The organism is Dyadobacter chenhuakuii, assembly GCF_023821985.2.
Classification (GTDB): Bacteria; Bacteroidota; Bacteroidia; order Cytophagales; family Spirosomataceae; genus Dyadobacter; species Dyadobacter chenhuakuii.
This window is the reverse complement of the sequence record NZ_CP098805.1, coordinates 4,173,544-4,192,859: the sequence shown is the minus strand read 5'-3', so window position 1 is coordinate 4,192,859 and position 19,316 is coordinate 4,173,544. Positions and strand designations below refer to the sequence as shown.

The window sequence follows — 19,316 nt, the reverse complement described above, 5'->3', positions numbered from 1 at the left end:
CCGATCGTAGAACACGGTCAAAGTTGGCGTAAGTAAATTAGTCATTTTTGAATGCATAAAAATCTTCACAAGGCAGGCATAATCGTTGCGGCTTCAATCCCTGTTTTTATTTTGCCTGCCCGCCTGTCAGAAGGGCAGTGGAATGACCCGGTAAACCTGATCGGCTCGGAAATTGTCATCTTCTTTATGAGCCTCGCTTGCTGGTATTGCATCAATTATATCCAACAAAAACAAGGGCGCTGGGCAGGGCTGCTTCTTTCATTGCTATGCTGCTGTGTGCTTTCGAATGTGTTTTATTTCACATTCAACCCCGTTTTCAAAGATTTTCCATTCAGGACAGCCCCAAACCCATTAGGGATCAAAATTCTCATGCTTTGCAGCCGTGGCATTCTCATGAGCGTTATCCTGATCCCGGCGGCCTATTTTCTTAAACGAGACGCCGAAACGCGCTTTCAGCGGAAAGAAATTGAGCGGCTCGCTATTGAAAAAGTTAAAATTGAAAACCGGCTTCTCGAGCAGGCCGTTATGGAACGCACCCAGGCTCTTCAGCAAGCATTGATCTCGTTGGAAAAATCGCAGGAAGATCTTGAACATCAGTTATATATCCAATCACGCCTGGTCGCCTCCATTACCCATGACATTCGCGGGCCATTTGGCTTTCTGATAGTTGTTTCCAGAGAAATTTCCCGGTTGGCGGACGCGAAAAATTACGCGCCTATACATGAATATAGCACCGAACTGCACAAATCACTGGAAACGATGATGGGTTTTGTGGAAAACCTGCTGGACTTTACCAAGCTTCCCGTTCATCAGAAGCTGGCTATAACCGAACAGGTAAATCTTGCACAGCTTGTAAAGGATAAGGCGGATTTGTTTGACGGAATTATCAGGACACATGGCAATGAGCTTGAAATAGATGTTGACCCATCCATTCACGTCTCCAGTAACCCGAATCTTTTAGGGATTGTCTTGCATAATTTGATTGACAATGCAAACAAACACACGCTAAACGGGAAAATAACAATTGCAGCTTCGGTAAAAGGGGACGAGGCCATGGTCATGCTTCAAAACACGGGAAATACCGTCCCCGATAACATTATGCAATGGCTGAATTCTAATGCAGGTTCAGACGGTGCATACCCGCCGCTGGGTATGGCCGAAAGACTGGGAATCGGACTGATTCTTGTGAAGGAAATTACGTCGCTTCTGAAAATCAGACTGTTGATGGAATCTGTAGAGCAGGTAACAACGGTTACCCTTACATTTTCTCAGGATAACGCATAGTGCGCCTATTGCCTCATCTTTGACCAGGAAAACTTGTAAGAATAAGAAAATTCAATTTCCAAAAATCCTCAAATCCGTAATTTCACCCCGGTTAGTTTCCAAAAACTCGCAGAAGGACTTGATTTGCATCATTTGAGCGGAAAAATCCATTGAATGGTCATATTCTTCCTGATAAACATCTTTAAAATCCGTAATTACATATTTCAGGCTGCGGATTCCTTTGCCGCGTAATGCAGGAAGATAAAAATTCTGGTGGCTTGCCGCATAACATCCTGGCTGATAGTTACTTGTTGTTTTAATGTCGACAGCAACCATCTTGCCAAGCACATCCACATAGCCATAAAGCAGCACATCCTCAACCTGATATTCGCAATACACCTGCGTTTTCAGCATCGGCCGGGGCAGAAGTGCGCGTACGCGCGAAAGGATTTCAGGGTCAAATTCCTCTTCGTCAATGCCTTTGATCACCGCTTCCTCGAATGAAACACCTTTCCGCTGCGCTTCCGTTTGCGGGACTGGCAGGCGGTTCACACTATTAAGAAGCTCCGTTTCAGTGATGTAGCCCTTTTCGAATCGATCGAAACGGTTAAGTAATGTTGGATAAAGTTTGTATTTGACAGCGTTTGAGAACATTATGGACTTCTGCTAGTGGGATAATTTAAAACGATAGGCCAATGTTACGGCAATAAAACTGAATTGGTCATTGGGTGTATCACTATATGATTCACTTTCTTCCGCATTGATCAGCCGCATGCCGGAAGTTGCATCGAGCTTATCTGTCCTCACAAAATAAAAACGATAATCGATGCCGATCTTCCAATGTTGAAACAATTTGTAATCGAGGGAAGTGCCTAATGGCAGCATCCCTTCACGTGTTTTTTTAATGTTACGAAGGCTTTTGGGCCTTCCCCATCTCAGGAAATGCGGATTGCGTGCGCTTTGTTTGCTATTGGTAAAACGGAGCAATTGATTGTTGTCCAGATCAAAAGCATTGGCATTAAAATGAATAAGACCCAACCCTCCATAAACGCTGAAATCAGCATTACCCGGCTCAAAATGGCTGAATTGTTCCGTCAAATTCCATTTTACAAACACTTCCACGCTATTAAAAGCATTGACAAACCAGGAATTAAAAAAATCGGTATTCTGACCGCCCAGCTTGCCTGAATGGTAATCAAGATGCAGGGAAAGCTGTTTGTTATAAGCCCTGCCAATACCAAATCCCAAAATGCTGCGCATATCCTGCTCATTCATTTCCCCAAAAAACTGTGTTAATCCGGCATTACAACTTAGTGTAAAGGGTTGATAATCATTCCTGTCATAAGTTTTTTTCTGGCTGATGCCATTGGACGAAGCCACGCGCCGCGTTTGCGCTTCTGCCGCCAATGTGGCCGTTACCAGCACGGCAGCGAGTAAATATTGATGCATGATTGACAACCGATTAACCATTAGTCCTGAGTTGATTCTCCGTTTAGACGCAGGTTTTTGGTTTCGGTCACTATGGCATTTGAATAACCTCATTCAGGCAGTCAGAATAACAACATTTATCTGTTAGTTTTGTTTAATTGTTATATCAACAGCAGAGCGAAATGAGTGTAGTACCATATAAGGACAAAGAGGGCAGCAAGAGGGAGCAGGTGGCCGAAATGTTTGACAATATTTCACCAAAATACGATCTGCTGAACCATCTGCTTAGCGCGGGAGTGGACATTTATTGGCGTAAAAGGGCCATTAAGCTGCTCAAAAAACAGGCGCCGAAAGTGATTTTGGACATTGCAACGGGCACCGGTGATTTCGCAATAGAAGCATTGGCATTAAAGCCCGAAAAGATCATAGGCGTTGATATTTCGGAAGGAATGCTGGCTGTTGGCCGGGAAAAAATTGCCAAACTCGGGAAGCAGGACATCATTACATTACAAAGCGGCGATTCCGAAAACTTGTCTTTCGAGAGCAATTATTTCGATGCAATCATCGTTTCGTTTGGAGTACGCAATTTCCAGAATTTGCTGGTCGGACTGAGCGAGATGAACCGCGTGATGAAGCCAAACGGAACTTGTGTGGTGGTTGAATTTTCCAAGCCGCGCGCCTTTCCTTTCAAGCAGTTTTATAATTTTTATTTCAAATATATATTGCCATTGATCGGTAAAAGCGTTTCCAAAGACAGTTCGGCGTATACATATCTGCCCGAGTCTGTTCAGGCGTTTCCGGATGGGGAAGCTTTTCTTGAAATCTATAAAAAAGCAGGTTTTATCAATACCAAATGCATTACACTTACCTTCGGGATTTGTTCGATTTACATAGGGCAAAAATAATATTAGGCATTCTTTTGCTGCTGATGGCGGCTCAGGAAGTGAAATCACAGGGAATAGGGTACAGGCGCCGTCATTTGGAATTTTACGATGACAAGCCTATCCATTATGGTATCCTTTTCGGCGTGCCATTCACCCGCTTCAATATCAAGCACAGCAACGATTTTGTCTCCAAAGACTCCGCATTCGTAATCCAATCCCCAACCAACGCGGCATTCCGCATGGGCTTTATCGTCAATGCATTTCTGACGGACCATTTCGACATCCGCACCACGCCCTCGGTCTCCCTATACGACCGGAATGTCAAGTTCAGCTACCCTAATGGCGTCGAAAAGACTGAAAAGCGTGAATCGACCTGGATTGAGATTCCTTTGTTGTTGAAATACAAATCCTTACGCAGGGTAAATTCCAGAATGTATATGCTTGCCGGCTTTACTTTGGGTTTGGAAACCAATGTAAAGAGAAACCGGGGCGGCGGCCAGCTGGACACAAAATCGAGTGATTTCTCGCTTGACTACGGCATTGGCTACGAGCAGTTTTTCGAATTTTTCAAATTCGCGCCAGAACTGCGCTTTTCTCATGGGTTAACCAATGTTTTCAACCCTTCTAAAAATTCCTTAGGGACCGGGATCAATAAATTGTCCACGCACACGGTTACATTGTATTTAAATTTTGAATAAAATGTGCCTTGATCTTCAATGAATTGCAATTTTTTTAAATTTTTTTTATCAAAAAAGTTGCAGAGAAGATTTTCGTCCTACATATTTGCACTCCCAAACGACGGGGAAAAAGGGAGTTTAGCTCAGTTGGTTCAGAGCATCTGCCTTACAAGCAGAGGGTCGGGGGTTCGAATCCCTCAACTCCCACGATTAAAAGAGCATCGAGAAATCGGTGCTCTTTTTTCATTTATAACTGCCCGTGCGGCGTCCGCTCGCAAGCAACGGATCAGGGACCGTTCAGTTCTTTACAAAAAGTTTACTTGTCACACCTGCTCTCACAACATACAAACCTGGCTGCAAGGAACTGATGTCAACCGGTAAATGATTACTGGAAACAGGGACGGTTATTACAGTAATGCCGATCATATTTACGATTTCCAGCTTTGTCAGCGTTTTTGAAGATTTGATATTTACTCGGTCATGGGAGGGATTTGGATAAATGCTGAAATCTTCATCCCCGACGGATTCTACCACGGCCATTTTACTGTAAGCAAATTTCCCGTCATGATCGAGTTGCCTGAGGCGATAGTAATTAATTCCTGAGATGGGGGCAGGGTCAGTAAATCGATAGTGTTTTTCGGCAGCTGAATCAGACGAAGCTAAAACCTCACCGATCTTTTCAAATTTTTTGCCGTCTCTGCTTCTTTCAATGTCGAAACGCTCATTATTTGTTTCCATTGACGTCGTCCATAACAACTGAACCTGGCTATGCTCAGCAAAGGCGTCAAATGCAATTAGTGTCACTGGCAAAAGAATCTGATTGTTTGTTAAGGTGCCGTATATCTGGCGTGGTTCAATTCTCCGGTCTAACCAAAAGACAAGAGCTTCATAATTTCCATTGCTAACCATTCTGATTCTAGCTTGATTGTTATCTGCACTGCAGATTGTGGCACCCTTAATGTGCCACTGACGAACACCCAAGCCTGTAACTCGTTGTCCACGGATATCGGATGTAGCATCTGTCCATGCAATAATAGCCCCGTCCGTTCCGTCAGTTACAAGTTGATAGTCATATACCCTGGTATTTCTATTTATAACAGGTAATCCTATCGTTGGCCATAGCAATTGACCAGCAGCGTTTACTCTCTGGCCGTGGATAGCATTGGGTTGCAAAATTGGCCCGTGTGCCCAAATAACTATTGCACCTCCACTATTATCAGTCACCATCTCTGGAAACGCGCGGCCGAGTATACTTTCACATACATAAATGGCTCTGCCAGGCCACATTGATAAACCAGTTGAATTAATGCGCTGGGCGAGGATTTGGTGACTATCTCCAAGGTGTTCATACCAAGAAACAATCGCTCCGCCTTCACCGTCAGCTATAATTTCCGGCTTTATAAAAGGGTCAGCGTAGCCAAGGGTGATAATCTGGAGCCCGCCATTTGACCATTGCTGAGCGCCCGTTTTGCTAAGGTGCTGGGCTTTATAATAGCGGTCGTAGGGCGATGTAGTTTGATGCCAAAATACCATTAACCCCTCATTCCCATCGGCGACCAATTGCGGACGGATATTGGGATTTACATTGTCTTTACTAACAGGCATACCATTAGCTGTCCATTCAGCCTTGCCGGAATGATTGACGTGTTGGGCGTAAATATTTGGGTTAATGTCCCGCTTATCCTCCCATACAATGAATACGCCGCCAGAACCATCTTCCATTACATCTATGCTGTGTTGTAGTCCTAACGCATCACATATGGTTTCCCCATTGAAAGTCCATTGAACCTCACCATTAGCATTTATTCTTTGGGCGTAAATATCCGCATCGAATTCATAAGGAGCTTGATTTCGTGCGTCTGCCCAAACGATAATAACACCACCATCTCCATCCGCAACAAGCTTGAAATCCATCAAATATTCGTCGCTTTCCGTCGCAGTGGCTATGGGCACACCTTCGCCTGGCCATTTCTTAAATCCTTCCGAATCAATGTGTTGAGCATATAAATGAAGAGCTCCCGAACGTAAATCTTTCCATGCTATAAATGTTCCACCTGCATTGTCAGCAGCAAGCTCGTGATCATCTTGGAGGGCTTCAGAATCGCAAATCCTCGTGTTAATTGACGGGTTGTCATTCCATTGCGCGAAGGCATAACACGGAAATACAAGGAGAGAAAATAGAGTGAATAAATGTTTCATATCAAATTAATAGCTTGATTAGCAAAACTATGACACCTATTGCTTCACAAAAACCTGACTCAAAGCACCTCCCTTTATAATATACATTCCAGGTGATAAATCCTTAACATTAATGTGTGTTCTGGGCTTAACTACGCGCTTGTCAAGAACAGTGCGACCAAGCATATCTATAACTTGTAGACGCTCACTAACGTTCTCTGTTTCAACGAAGAGATCACCTATTGTAGGATTGGGATAGACGGATATATGGGAAGTCTTGGGAAGGTTGACATGAACCATCTTGCTGTAAGCAAATTTTCCGTCGTGATCGAGTTGTTTGAGGCGGTAATAATTAGTGCCCGGGAGTGGGGCGCGGTCGGTATATTGATAGTTTTGAGTCGTGTCGGATCCGCTGCTATAAGGATTTACGAACGTAATCTTATCAAAATGCTTAGCATCGGCGCTGCGTTGAATTTCAAAACCCTTATTAACGATTTCCTGACTGGTTGTCCATGTTAAAACTGCATTGTCATTTTCAGCACGAGCCTCGAATGTGACCAGCGTAACGGGGAGCACACCGTCCTTGCCAAGGCGAGATGCAAATATGCTGTCGTAGTCACCAAGCCAGACGATCACAAAGGCTCCATTATCATCAGTGGTGATTGCAACACCGCCCTGATCACTCTCTCCAATGGCAACCGGAATGCCGTTACTTTCCCATAGTAAAGTTCCGGAGTCATTCACGCGCTGGGCATACACGTCTCTGTGGTTATCTGGAACCCCGGCATTCCTGGCGTCAGTCCAACATATAACAGCACCACCCTCGCCGTCAGGCGTTACTTGTGGATTAACCTGATTAAAAGATTGCGCATAAACTGGTATGCCGTCAGCTGACCATTGAGCCTGGCCGCTGGCATTTATCCGTTGCGCGTAAATGTTAGGAGGGCCATTTCTCGGATCTTCCCAAGCGATGATTGCCCCTCCTTGCGCATCACTGACAATATTAGCACGAGTCTGATCTCCATTTGCAGTACAAATGGGAAGTCCTCCAAAAGTCCATTGCGGTTGTCCATTCGAATTGATTTTTTGCGCATACAGGTTTCCGGAAGAATTACGCACGTCATACCAAACAGTTATTATTCCGCCATTGCCATCAGTTATAGATTCCAGTTGTCTTGCATTACCGTCAGTGAAATTGCCTAAAATAGTTCCTTCGGCCGCCCAGAGGGCGTTACCATTGTTATCTAATCGTTGGGCACGTATTTCACTTATTCCATCCTGCTGATATTCCCATGTTACAATTGCACCATTGTTTCCGTCGCTCACAATGTTTAGTAAAATTTTGTGATACTCGTCGTTGTTCGTTACCCTTGCACCATTGCTTTGCCATTGACTTACACCGTTTTCATTGATCCGTTGCATATAAACTTCACTAACTTCACCGAAAGCTCTTTCGCCACTCCATGCAATGATCGATCCACCGCTCCCATCACTTATGATCTTTACTTTATCAGCATAAGCGCATGGGTTACAAATATTTTGGCCATCCTTTTGCCACTGCATTTCACCGTTATCGTTAATCTTCTGGACATAGACATGTAAGCCATCTCGGTTATCTGACCATGCGATGATAGCATTTCCATTTCCATCACTTGTCGATCCCATTTCCATAATGCTGGCGATCATTTCACCGTTACCCTGCATCGGGCGGACTATATGTCCTTCATTTTCATCCCACTTTGGCGAACCAGCTGTGGTAATGCGTTGTGCATAGATATTCGGGCCGAATGTCCGCCAATCTTCCCAGACAAGGAATGTTCCACCAGTATTATCTGTGTGAAGGGTAAAGTCCTCTATCGCGTTTGTCCCCTGGCGGATTAAATTTCCCTGTGTCGGATCTGTACTCCATTGTGCAAATCCAGTCAGACTGGCTAAAATAAGTGCGAGTATTTGTAATGTTATTTTCATAGTGCGAAAAGTGTTTATTTAAAAATGATCCAATATCACTTGCTATCAGATAGTTAAGGCATAAGTCAATGCTTTTTTACTTATGTCCTAAACGTCAACAATTTACGGGAGTTTGAAAAGATGCCTTTAACGAACGAAATTGGATATACGTGATCAGGGTTTTTCAATATTATTACCTATTTCTTCACAACCAACCGGCTCGTCTCAGTTCCATCTTTCAATCGGATGCGGATGATATAATTTCCCGGTGGAAGTTTCTCAACATTAATCTGCGTTGCTGCACCACTCTTTTCAAACACTTTCAGTCCTGAAATATCGAAAATGGCGATGTTTGCAGCATTGGCACCGTCTGCCAAATGTATTAATCCATCATTGCCGATCGGATTTGGAAATATGGCGGGTTCCATACCGTCGAATCTCAGCGTTTTGATCTTGCTGTAAGCGAATGTGCCATCCGTATCAATCATTTTCAAGCGATAGTAGCCCATTTTAAGATCAATATCCCTATCATAAAATTCATACGCTTCCTTCGCTACGCTCAGACTTCGCGCCTTCACCTGACCAATTTCGATCCAGTCTTTACCGGACGAACTTCGCTCAATGATGAATTTATCGCTGTTGATTTCTGCTGCTGTCGCCCATGTCAGTAATGCACGCATGCCTTCGGCCGCAGCTTCAAACGAAACCAACCGTACGGGAAGAGGATTGCCAGGATCTTCTTCTGCGAAAAGTGCTGCAAATTCATCAAACATGCCACTGGCTTTGAGCTTGCTGCTTGGAATGAATGTACCGTTTTGCAGTGACGCGTATAAAACCTTGGACGCTTGGTGATAATGTGCAAAGACGGCAAGTGAATCCACAGCCGTGGTCAGTAAGAAATCACCTTCCCAAACATCAGCCGCATCTGCAAACACCAATTGGTCTTCATCCGGCTTCGCTGGAACATTATCGCAATCATAAACCCAGATCGTTGCTGTTGATGTCGCGCTCAAATCCCTGCGGTTTGGATGAGTACGAACACAGGTAACTTCATAATGGTCCGCTTTTTCAGCCTGAAATGTAATCTGGTCACCGGTAGTTGTAAAATATTGATTGGATGGCAAAACCGTCCAGTTATGCACATATTGCCCATTGGAAGCATTCTTCAAAGAGACCGTAATGTTTGCTGTGTTGTCCTCGGTCGTACGCTTCTTGCCAAATGGATAGCATGTGTTGAAAGGGACGATAACAGGAATTGGCGGAACAGGAAGCGCCGGGCAGGCTGCATTGCCGGATAGCAGGCCTTCGGCGAGGCCTATCAAAGTCCAGTTTATGAAATTTGCTCGAACGTGTATAGTATTGATGTTATCATTTCTCCCATAAACTGCAGCGAAAGGTGATTGCGCTGGACCAATATTCCAAACATTTAATAATTCTCTCTCTGTTTGTGTAGACCTAGGCCCCTGATAATCTATTGAACTAAATGTTGGCACGAAACAAAACTCAAAATGGGTCTTCTTACCAATCAACTTATTGGGAACGCCGGATTGTGTGCGTCCACCAGGAAGAAAATCATCGTTTAAAGCACTTAGGTAAGTCCGGTTAACAGCTTTTCTATTCCATAGATGTCCCCACGAAGCGAATTTGAACACACTACTAGCTTTATTGATATCATTGGTATGAATGTCGATATTGGTGTTTTGCAGTCCTAATGGTGTCCAACTTAGTAGCAATCTGCTGCCATAATTATAGTTATTAAACAATGTACGGTCGCCCGCATCCATACTGCCATGAATTACGGCGATATTGCGGCAATTCTGGGGATAGCCGCCATTTCCGAGTGCGGTGAGTTGCGTGCGGAAACTATCAAAGTCGGCGTGCTTCATGCCCGTATTTGGATGCGCTGCCTGATGTAGCAATAGTTGCTTTGCAGCAGGTGTCCCCAATGCTTTGTAATAATTTCGCCAGCGCTTGGCAAAAAATTTGAGAATGAAGTTGGTAAGCATTGTTGGGTGTGCCTCATAGGCCAGCTGCGTCAGCCCAACTGGCACATTCGCACCCTGATGCGGCGTATCGTAACAGAGCATCAGCTTTACGTGGTGTGCTTGTCCTGCATTTTCCATTTCCCGCAATGCCCACCTGGCAACCAATCCGCTCATGCTTTCACCGATAATGATAGATTCAACATTGCCGGTCTTTTGCGTGTTTACAAGTTCGATGACCGCCTTTAAGACCTGTGCATTATCCTGAATAGCAGCTCGTCCGTCGTTGTAATCGAGCAGTACCAGATCGTAGCCTTCAATTAAAAACTGGTTGAGCGGATCTTTATAATTTGTTTCAATGGCATCGAGATTTACATCCTGCCCCATGTCAAAACCTTCTGCAATAATGATGGGTTTGTCAAATATTTGATCACATCCTTTAATAATGCGAATGGTGCCTCCTGCCAATGCTGTTCTGGCAGATGAATCCGAAGCGACAGATTGAAACGGCTTTGCAGTCACTTCCATTTCCATGTAAGGTTTTAGGCGTTCCATTTGCCTTACATTCACTTTCGTTTCAAAGAGATAATTAGTATTACCAATGGCAAAACGAATTCTTACGCTATGCTCGCCGATCGAATTAAAACGATGGGGAATTAACTTCTTTGTTACCGGATAAGCGGTAAAGCCTCGCCCGTCAATGAAATCAATCTCCACAGAATCGATTTTGTGAGCATGGTTGTCAATGTTTAGAGCTTCGTCCAGTAGAAAAGAAACATTGGACTGGTACAAATCTTCCTGCATTACCGCTGCAGATACGATTCTTACCTTTTCATATTTTGCAAAATCTACCGATTTTCCGGCTTTTTTAAGTGCTTCGTTTTTATTAAGCGCACCATCAGATAGATAAATGCCTTCGAGATTGATGAATGCAATCGGGATAATATTGCTTTTTGTAAGTTTTGCGGCATCCGTTTCAACAAGTTTTGCAAGTTCCGGAAGCCGATCCTGAGCGGGTCTCAGGTCTGTATCGACCAGTCTCTCATATAAATTCTGCCATTCCTCGGAAGACACCGGCTCAGGAGTTTTTCCTTGTTGTCTGTTTAAATTTTTGAAGTAATTAATTTCATTTTGATTAGTTAGGCCAGCATTAAGAAATAGCATTTGCCCAAGGCCGGAGAAGTCGAGACTGTTGATTTTTTGTTGCCGTAGCTGCTCGTAATCCTGAGCAAAAGTGATAGAAAAGACAAAAAGAAGGGCTGGAAGAAGACAATAACGTCCTCTCCTTGCAGCAGCTGCAAAGTGATACATTTTAGTGTATGGTTAAGTGAGTGATTTGGTTATTTAGCGATTAACTGAAAGTCATACCTTGTTTTCCCGCCAATATCAAGGTTGCAGCAGTTCAGTGTTCTTATCTCGTTTTTAAAGACCAAGTAGTCTTTAAAGTGTTTTCCAAATTTTGGATTTTTATTCAGTGAAAATGGGATTACCACATTTACCGAATGAGCTTGTCGGGGCACGTCAGCGACTAATTCGTAATGCCCGGTCTCATCTGTAAAAGCTTCATCAAAAATCTCGTACTTCACATGTTTAGACCCTTGGGCAGTCACCAAAATACTATCCACCGGCTCTCCATTCTGATCCGTAATCGTCCCATAAACCGTCGTCGTGCGATCTTGTTTGAGAAAGCAGCTTTGGAGGTGAATAATGGTTAGTAAATGCATGAAAATGTATAGTACGTGTTTAGATAAGATTGATAAATCTCGTTGTATGTGCTTCATAGCGTGTTATTTAGGAATTAATTGAAAATCGTATTTGGTTTTTTCGCCTATTGATGCAGTGCAGCAATTGTTCGTAGGAACTCCGTCTTTTTCGATTTTAAAGCCATTATAATTGTTCTGGAATTTTGAATTCTTATGGGGGAGAAAAGGCACTTCTACATTAATAGCACTATATTTTTTCGGGAGGTCGGCAACTAGCTCAAAATTTCCATCCTTGTCAGAATAGACTTCCTTCAGAACGGTCCCATTATTGAATTTGAGACCTGTTAAGATCACCATAATACTATCAACCGGCTTCCCGTTCTGATCCGTAATCGTCCCGTAAACCGTGGTTGTGCGGTCTTGTTTGAGGAAGCAGCTGCTTAATGAGCATGTTACTAGCAGCAGCAAGGCTGGTATAAGAGAAGATTTGAAATGAGATAAAAAGTAGTGTTGTTTCATACGCAATTCCGTTTCATGGTGAATGCCATCATTTAGCATTTAATAGAACGGAAGGTAGAAATAATTGCATCGCTTGGAATAAGCGATGATTCTCCGGTTAGGATCAGTAAATTAACGGTAACTAGTTGTAACCGTTGTTAACTCAAATGTGTTGAGGTAAGCAATTCAAACCACCTTTAACAAACGAATATACATATACGTGATCGCAATCTTTTATTGTTGATTTTGTCAAAGGTGGCTTGAAAATATTTTACAGATCAACCTGGCGCTTGGATGCCGCGGATTCTAGGCCAGCTTCCAGAACCTGGATGATCTTTAAGCCGTCTGAAAAATCGGGCTTGATCGCCGTATCGTTTTCAATGGCCGCTACAAAATCCACGACAGCGTGCACAAATGAATGTTCATAACCTATAATGTGCCCGGCTGGCCACCAGTTTCCGGCATAAGGATGCGCTGCCTCGGTTGCCAGAATGGTCCGGAAACCTTGCTGCCCGCTTTCGTCTTCCCGCGAAAAATATTGCAGTTCGTTCATCCTTTCCAGATCGAAACAGAGACTGCCCTTGCTTCCGTAGATCTCAAAAGTCAGCCTGTTTTTCCGGCCTGCGGCAAAACGCGTGGCTTCAAATGAGCCTATTGCGCCGTTTTTAAACATCACCATCATCAATGCAGCGTCTTCCACGGTTACTTCGCCCATTTCGGTGCCAACTTCGCCTGCCGTCAGATTTCCGGTTGTCCCGCCACCTTCCACAATCGGGCGACTTTTAATAAAATTCGCAGTCAACGAAGAAACGCTTGCGATGTCGCCCACAAGATAATGTGCGAGATCAACAGCGTGAGAATTTAAGTCCCATTGCGGGCCGGCCTGTGCATATTCTTTTTGTAACTGCCAGGTTAAAGGGAAGTTGGGGTCAATGATCCAGTCTTGCTGATAGGCACAGCGCCAATGGAAAATGCGGCCGACTTTGCCATCTTCAATCATCTTTTTGGCAAAAGAAACCGCCGGCGTTCTTCTGTAATTGTGGTTGAGATAATGCTTGACATTGTTATCCTCACAGGCTTTCAGCATTTCCTCTGCTTGCTTGCTGTTCATGGAAAGCGGTTTTTCACAAAATATATGCTTGCCTTCCTTAGCAGCAGCGAGAGCGACTTCGTAATGCAGTTGCTGAGGCAGTGCAACGTCGATAATGTCAATATCTGGCCTGGAAACGAGCTTTTTCCAGTCGGTTTCGGTTTCTTCCCAGCCCCATTTTTCGGCAAATTCTTTGAGTGAACCCTCATGTCTGCCGCATGCTGCTTTCAACACGGGCGTTGCGGGCATGTCAAAAAATTGCGGTGCTTTCTTCCAGGCATTGCTGTGCGCGCGGCCCATAAACTTATAACCTACGATTCCAATATTCAGTTTTTTCATGCTTTAATTAAGCTGGATTTGCTTTTTTTACTTGAATTGTAATTATCAAAAATATTAAAATTTTGTTATTGCATTTAACATTGTAATTTCCGGCACTCAATAACACACTATATTTCATGAAGCAGCTTACGCAAAACCTGCGAACGGGGGAAACTTCGTTGCAGGAAGTCCCACCTCCGATTGTCCAGCCGGGTTATGTGCTGATCCAGACGCACAAAAGCCTGATCTCAGCAGGAACCGAGCGCGCATTGATCCGTTTCTCAAAAGCAAATCCATTTCAAAAGGCAAAATTACAGCCTGACAAGTTCCTGCTCGCCATTCAGAAAATAAGATCCGATGGCTTGATCTCTGCAATTAAAAGCATATCTAACAGGCTCGCTCAGCCCATTCCATTAGGTTACTGCAATGTGGGACACGTTTTAGAAATAGGCGAAGGCGTGCAGGACATTCAAGTCGGAGACCGGATTGTGAGCAACGGGCCGCATGCAGAAATGGTTTGCATTCCAAGAAATCTACTGGCAAAAATTCCTGCGAATGTTGCTGATGATCAGGCAGTTTTTACTGTACTGACGTCCATTGGACTGAATGCGGTCCGGCTCGTGTCGCCTTCCCTCGGAGAGACTGTCGTTGTGATCGGGCTGGGACTTATTGGCTTGCTGACTGCCGAAATGCTGAAAATCAGCGGATGTAATGTAATTGGCATTGAGACGAACGAGGAAAGGCTCAAAGTGGCCGTTTCGAGAGGTTTTGCAGCTATTAACCCAAATTCACTAAGCCCTGAACATTGCATCAAAAGCCTCACAAACGGCTTTGGTGCCGACGCCGTCATCATTGCCACTGCTTCTCAATCTGATCATATTTTATCGCAAGCAGCACGGCTTACGCGAAAACGAGGTAAAATTGTATTGATCGGAACGGCTGATCTTCGGATCCACCGCTCGGATTTTTATGAAAAAGAATTGACATTCCAGGTTTCTTGCTCCTACGGCCCGGGTCGCTATGATGCTGAATATGAGCAAAATGGTAATGACTATCCGCATGCTTATGTCCGCTGGACAGAGAACCGCAACTTTCAGGCAGTGCTTCATTTGATGTCGAACGGCTCGTTCGATCCTTCCTATTTGATTGGTGGAAATTTCCCGCTAAATGATTTTAAGGCTGCCTATGCCAATCTGGATGCTCAAAAAAGTATTGCGGTGATCCTGGATTATCCTGAAACATGCTTGTCAAAAAGATCAATTCAGTTATTCAGGCAAAGTTTTTCGGGAAATGATGGGGTAATCGGCATCATAGGGGCCGGGCATTACACGTCGGCAACATTGCTTCCGCTATTGAAAAATGCGTCGATCAAGCACATTGTCAGCGCAAACGGATTATCGGCAGCCAATCTGGCCCGTAAATACAACATTGCATTTTGCGGAACGGACTATCAGGATGTCCTCGGTGATCCGGAAGTTGATCTGGTGATGATTACAACGCGGCATAACCTGCATTCGCAAATGGCTTGTGATGCTGTAAAAGCCGGAAAGCATGTTTTTGTCGAAAAGCCTCGGCTATTTGCCAAGACGAACTGAGTGCGTTTACCAACATTTTTCAACACGAAAACCCAGCGAATGTATCGGTTACAGTCGGGTTTAACCGGCGCTTTTCGCCGCATGTACAGCAGATGAAAAGCTTGCTGGGAGATGCTGTGATGAATATTGTTATCAATGTTAATGCGGGTTTTGTCCCGCAAAATGCATGGATACATGATCTAAAAACCGGGGGTGGCCGGATTCTGGGAGAAGCTTGCCATTTTATTGATTTGATTGCATTTCTGGCGGGAAGCAGAATTGAGTCGGTTTGCACAAATGCGATGATGCCAAACCCGGCTGCAACGACTGATAATGCTTCTATTTTGCTTAAATGCGAAAATGGCTCAACAGGGGTCGTCAATTATTTTTCAAACGGGCATTCCCATTATCCCAAAGAACGCATTGAGGTCCATGCATCCGGACGCACTTTAATCCTGGATAATTTCAAAACCTTGCATGGTTACGGTTTTAAACACTTTTCCAGGTTGAAAACCAGCCAGAACAAGGGGCATAGAGAGGCATTCGAAGCGCTGTTGGATTTTGTCAGAAATGGAGGAAAAGCACCGATTCCGTTTGAAGATATCATAAATACAACGGAAGCCACATTGGCGGCATTGGAAAGCCTGAAACTGAAAACCTGGATTAACATATGATCCAGATTTTCAAAAATATGGGCTTTCGATATGTCCTTTGCCGCATTTGGCACGAAATCCAGCGCGGGACAGGATTGCTAATGCTTCGCTTTCCGGTTCATAAAAGGCCTTTACCGCATTTTTCAAAGGAAGATTGGCTCGATCAAGACATTCAGTTTCCACTAGATCCGGGCAGAACAGATTTAATAAAAAACACAGCGTCGTCCATCTTGCAGGAAAGGGTTGAGCATATCCGGCGAAACCGCTTTCTTTTTTTCCACAACCGTTGGTACACAGTTCCCGATTGGCATACAAATCCTGAAAATGGATTTAAATACAATAAAAATACCCATTGGAGCGCAATTCCAACGCTTTCAAAAGAGGCAGGAGACATTAAATATGTCTGGGAAAAATCGCGCTTCTGCTTCCTTTTTGATCTTTTGCGCTATGATTATCATTTTCAAAAAGATCAATCTGAACTCGTCTTTGCATTGATTTTAGACTGGATCGATCAAAATCCTGTCAACCGTGGCCCGAACTGGATTTGCAGCCAGGAAATTTCATTACGCGTTCTCAATTGGACTTCCGCTTTACATTACTATAAAAATTCAGAAACACTTTCGGCCGAGATTTTCAAAAAGATTACGCAAAGCATTTACGACCAGATGAGGCATGTGGCAGACCACATTCATTATTCAAGAAATGTGGTCAGAAATAATCACGCATTGACCGAGACCTTGGCTTTGTATGTGATAGGATACGCTTTTCCGCAGTTTCCGGAAAGCTTGAAATGGAAAATCAACGGTAAAAAATGGTTTGAAAAAGAAATCGTTTACCAGATTTACCCGGACGGAACATTTCTCCAATTCTCAATGAACTACCACCGCGTGGCCGTGCAATTGCTGACTTTGGCCATACAAGTGGCTGAGTCGGACGGGGAAAAATTCGATGATGTGATTTACGATCGTGCTCGAAAATCATATCATTTTTTGCGAACCTGTCAGGATGATGTGAGCGGATGGCTTCCTAATTATGGCAATAACGATGGCGCATTGTTTTTCCCGCTTGCAGACACCCATTTTAGGGATTTTCGCCCGCAATTAACTGCGCTTAGCAAGGTTATAGGGGATGATCCTGATTTCAAACCTACGTTAATAACAACTTTTGAAAACGGCGGTTACTATATAATCCGCGATCAAAACACATTGACCTTCCTACGCTGCGGCACGTACACAAACCGGCCTTTTCAGGCCGATCATCTGCATTTGGACATTTGGGCAAATGGTAAGAACATCATGCGCGACGCCGGTTCATTTTCTTACAACACGGAAGATAAATGGACAAAATATTTCAATGGGAGCGCCTCGCACAATACGGTCATGCTGGGAGATTTTGATCAGATGAAAAAAGGCCCGCGTTTTATTTGGTTTGGCTGGATTAAGAAAACGTCAGGGTTTGTAAATGAACGGGTTAATGCATTCGAAATTGAGGCGGAATTTGAGGGCTTTTATCATTTGGGCAAAGGCATCAAGCATCACCGCCGCGTTACGAAGTCAAAAAAATGGCATCAATGGATCATTGAAGACCGGATAGAAAATGCTCCAAAACACCTTCCTATGCATCAAATCTGGCATCCTTGCCCGGATTTCTTTGAACATTATCATATGATCTCCTCGGATAAAGAGGGATCTATCATTGAATTTGAGGAAACAGAAGGCTGGTATTCCGGCACTTATGGAAGTAAGGAGGTTTGTCAAAGATTGGTGTTTTCGACGTTTAGCGGATTCATCAGGACGGTGATTTCAGAAAAAGGACTTTATGAGACAAATGCACATTCTTTTGATCCACCAATATTTTCTTGAAGACAATGATGGCGGCGGGTCGCGGTGGAACGAGATGAGCCGGATTTGGGTCGAAGCGGGGCATAGGGTGACCGTTCTGGCTGGAACAACGCATTATATGAAAGGCAATTTGTCCTCTCTGGGTCAGAAAAGTTTTGTAATGCAGACAAATCGAAATGGAGTGAAAGTTGTTCGCTGTAATGTTCCTACGTCTACCGGTAATGGCTTCATAGCAAGGCTTTTGGCGCAGTTTTCGTTTGTTTTTTCGGCAACTTGGGGTGGAGCTTTTTATTTAAAGGGAGAATATGATGTGGTGCTTTCTACATCGCCGCCTTTGTTTGTGGGCATTGCTGGTTTGGTGATTTCCCGGATTAAAAAAGCTAAGTTCATTCTGGAAATCAGAGACTTATGGCCAGAATCAGCCGTGGAGACGGGTGTTTTGCAAAGTAAGCCATTGATAAAGGCAGCATTTAGGCTTGAAAAGTTTCTGTATCACCATGCAAAAGCCGTTACCGTGCTGACGCCGGCATTCAAAACCATTTTGATACATCAAAAGAATGTTCAGTCCGAAAAAATCTGGCTCATTCCCAATGCGGCTGATTTTACCTTTTCAGATAATCTGGATGCAGATTTTGACAGGGTTGCATTCCGAAAGTCGCTTGGGTTGGACCATTGTTTCATTATTATTTACGTTGGTGCGCACGGCATTGCCAATCATTTGATGCAACTCATCGACGCGGCTGAAATTTTGAAGGGGACTGCCACGCATTTTCTGCTCATTGGCGACGGTCCGGATAAAAAGAAGCTAATGGCCCAGGCAAAGCACAGGGAACTGGGCAATGTTACATTTATCAATACAGTTGCAAAGTGGGACATTTTCAAATACATCCTCGCGGCAGACGCAGGCACTTCTGTTTTGAAACGAACCGAAATTTTTAAAACCGTTTACAGCAACAAGACTTTCGATTATTTCGCCTGCCAAAAACCGGTTTTGCTTGCTATCGATGGGATCTCCAGACAGCTGATTGAGGATGCGCATGCAGGGCTTTACATTGAACCCGAGAATCCGGGTGATTTTGCAAAAAAGGTTTTACTATATCTCGCGGATCCGGCTCTCGCGGAGCTTCATGGTCGCAATGGCTATGTATATGCAAGCCAATTTTTTGACCGTGCGCATTTGGCTCAGAAATACTTGCAATACATTGAAAATATGCAGGGAACGCAGTCTCAAACCGCGCCATAACAGGAACCGAAAGCGCTTTCAAAGGGTTTTTTAATAA

15 protein-coding genes and 1 tRNA gene are annotated in these 19,316 nt (G+C 44.0%); 8 read left to right on the top strand and 8 right to left on the bottom strand.

Annotated elements, in window-relative coordinates:
* Positions 1-51: 51 nt before the first annotated feature.
* Entirely contained in the window at positions 52-1,284 is a 1,233-nt protein-coding gene (locus NFI80_RS17310; protein WP_235165374.1) for a sensor histidine kinase, read from the top strand.
* 51 nt (positions 1,285-1,335) lie between these two features.
* On the opposite strand, the gene NFI80_RS17305 is transcribed toward NFI80_RS17310, so the two are convergent.
* Complete coding sequence (locus tag NFI80_RS17305) at positions 1,336-1,917, bottom strand: hypothetical protein (protein WP_235165372.1); 582 nt, start codon at positions 1,915-1,917, stop codon at positions 1,336-1,338.
* Positions 1,918-1,929: 12 nt separating this feature from the next.
* Positions 1,930-2,712, bottom strand: coding sequence for a hypothetical protein (locus tag NFI80_RS17300; protein WP_235165370.1), 783 nt, complete (start codon positions 2,710-2,712; stop codon positions 1,930-1,932).
* Positions 2,713-2,873: 161 nt separating this feature from the next.
* Here NFI80_RS17300 and ubiE point away from each other — a divergent pair, with 161 nt between their 5' ends.
* From ubiE to NFI80_RS17285, 3 genes are all read left to right on the top strand, one after another.
* Complete coding sequence (gene ubiE / locus NFI80_RS17295) at positions 2,874-3,596, top strand: bifunctional demethylmenaquinone methyltransferase/2-methoxy-6-polyprenyl-1,4-benzoquinol methylase UbiE (protein WP_026629415.1); 723 nt, start codon at positions 2,874-2,876, stop codon at positions 3,594-3,596.
* Positions 3,545-4,273 carry a type IX secretion/gliding motility protein PorT/SprT gene (porT, locus tag NFI80_RS17290; protein WP_310587943.1) on the top strand — a complete coding sequence of 243 codons (729 nt, stop codon included), beginning with the start codon at positions 3,545-3,547 and terminating at the stop codon, positions 4,271-4,273. The genes ubiE and porT overlap by 52 nt, the downstream gene beginning before the upstream one ends.
* 111 nt (positions 4,274-4,384) lie before the next feature.
* Positions 4,385-4,459: transfer RNA gene (locus NFI80_RS17285), tRNA-Val, on the top strand.
* A 90-nt stretch (positions 4,460-4,549) separates the two neighbouring features.
* Here NFI80_RS17285 and NFI80_RS17280 read toward each other — a convergent pair.
* The 6 genes from NFI80_RS17280 to NFI80_RS17255 all read right to left on the bottom strand — a co-directional run bounded on the left by NFI80_RS17280 (position 4,550) and on the right by NFI80_RS17255 (position 13,989).
* Complete coding sequence (locus NFI80_RS17280) at positions 4,550-6,451, bottom strand: T9SS type A sorting domain-containing protein (protein ID WP_235165368.1); 1,902 nt, start codon at positions 6,449-6,451, stop codon at positions 4,550-4,552.
* Between the two features lie 36 nt (positions 6,452-6,487).
* Positions 6,488-8,398: a T9SS type A sorting domain-containing protein gene (locus NFI80_RS17275; protein ID WP_235165366.1), complete on the bottom strand. Its 1,911-nt coding sequence runs from the start codon at positions 8,396-8,398 to the stop codon at positions 6,488-6,490.
* A 176-nt stretch (positions 8,399-8,574) separates the two neighbouring features.
* Positions 8,575-11,433: a T9SS type A sorting domain-containing protein gene (locus NFI80_RS17270; RefSeq protein ID WP_235165365.1), complete on the bottom strand. Its 2,859-nt coding sequence runs from the start codon at positions 11,431-11,433 to the stop codon at positions 8,575-8,577.
* Positions 11,434-11,699: 266 nt separating this feature from the next.
* Entirely contained in the window at positions 11,700-12,083 is a 384-nt protein-coding gene (locus tag NFI80_RS17265; RefSeq protein ID WP_235165362.1) for a carboxypeptidase-like regulatory domain-containing protein, read from the bottom strand.
* Positions 12,084-12,146: 63 nt separating this feature from the next.
* On the bottom strand, positions 12,147-12,581 hold the full coding sequence (locus NFI80_RS17260) for a carboxypeptidase-like regulatory domain-containing protein (protein ID WP_235165361.1): 435 nt from the start codon (positions 12,579-12,581) through the stop codon (positions 12,147-12,149).
* A 250-nt stretch (positions 12,582-12,831) separates the two neighbouring features.
* The gene (locus NFI80_RS17255; RefSeq protein ID WP_235165360.1) at positions 12,832-13,989 is read right to left on the bottom strand and encodes a Gfo/Idh/MocA family protein; all 1,158 of its coding nucleotides are present in this window, start codon (positions 13,987-13,989) and stop codon (positions 12,832-12,834) included.
* A 116-nt stretch (positions 13,990-14,105) separates the two neighbouring features.
* Between NFI80_RS17255 and NFI80_RS17250 the strand changes: the two genes are divergently transcribed.
* The 4 genes from NFI80_RS17250 to NFI80_RS17240 all read left to right on the top strand — a co-directional run bounded on the left by NFI80_RS17250 (position 14,106) and on the right by NFI80_RS17240 (position 19,279).
* Positions 14,106-15,563 carry a bi-domain-containing oxidoreductase gene (locus NFI80_RS17250; protein ID WP_310587942.1) on the top strand — a complete coding sequence of 486 codons (1,458 nt, stop codon included), beginning with the start codon at positions 14,106-14,108 and terminating at the stop codon, positions 15,561-15,563.
* Positions 15,564-15,655: 92 nt separating this feature from the next.
* The gene (locus NFI80_RS25625; RefSeq protein ID WP_310587941.1) at positions 15,656-16,216 is read left to right on the top strand and encodes a Gfo/Idh/MocA family protein; all 561 of its coding nucleotides are present in this window, start codon (positions 15,656-15,658) and stop codon (positions 16,214-16,216) included.
* Positions 16,213-18,057: an alginate lyase family protein gene (locus NFI80_RS17245; RefSeq protein ID WP_235165358.1), complete on the top strand. Its 1,845-nt coding sequence runs from the start codon at positions 16,213-16,215 to the stop codon at positions 18,055-18,057. The genes NFI80_RS25625 and NFI80_RS17245 overlap by 4 nt, the downstream gene beginning before the upstream one ends.
* On the top strand, positions 18,014-19,279 hold the full coding sequence (locus tag NFI80_RS17240; protein WP_235165357.1) for a glycosyltransferase family 4 protein: 1,266 nt from the start codon (positions 18,014-18,016) through the stop codon (positions 19,277-19,279). Before NFI80_RS17245 ends, NFI80_RS17240 begins: the two co-directional genes overlap by 44 nt.
* The last annotated feature ends 37 nt before the right edge of the window (positions 19,280-19,316 follow it).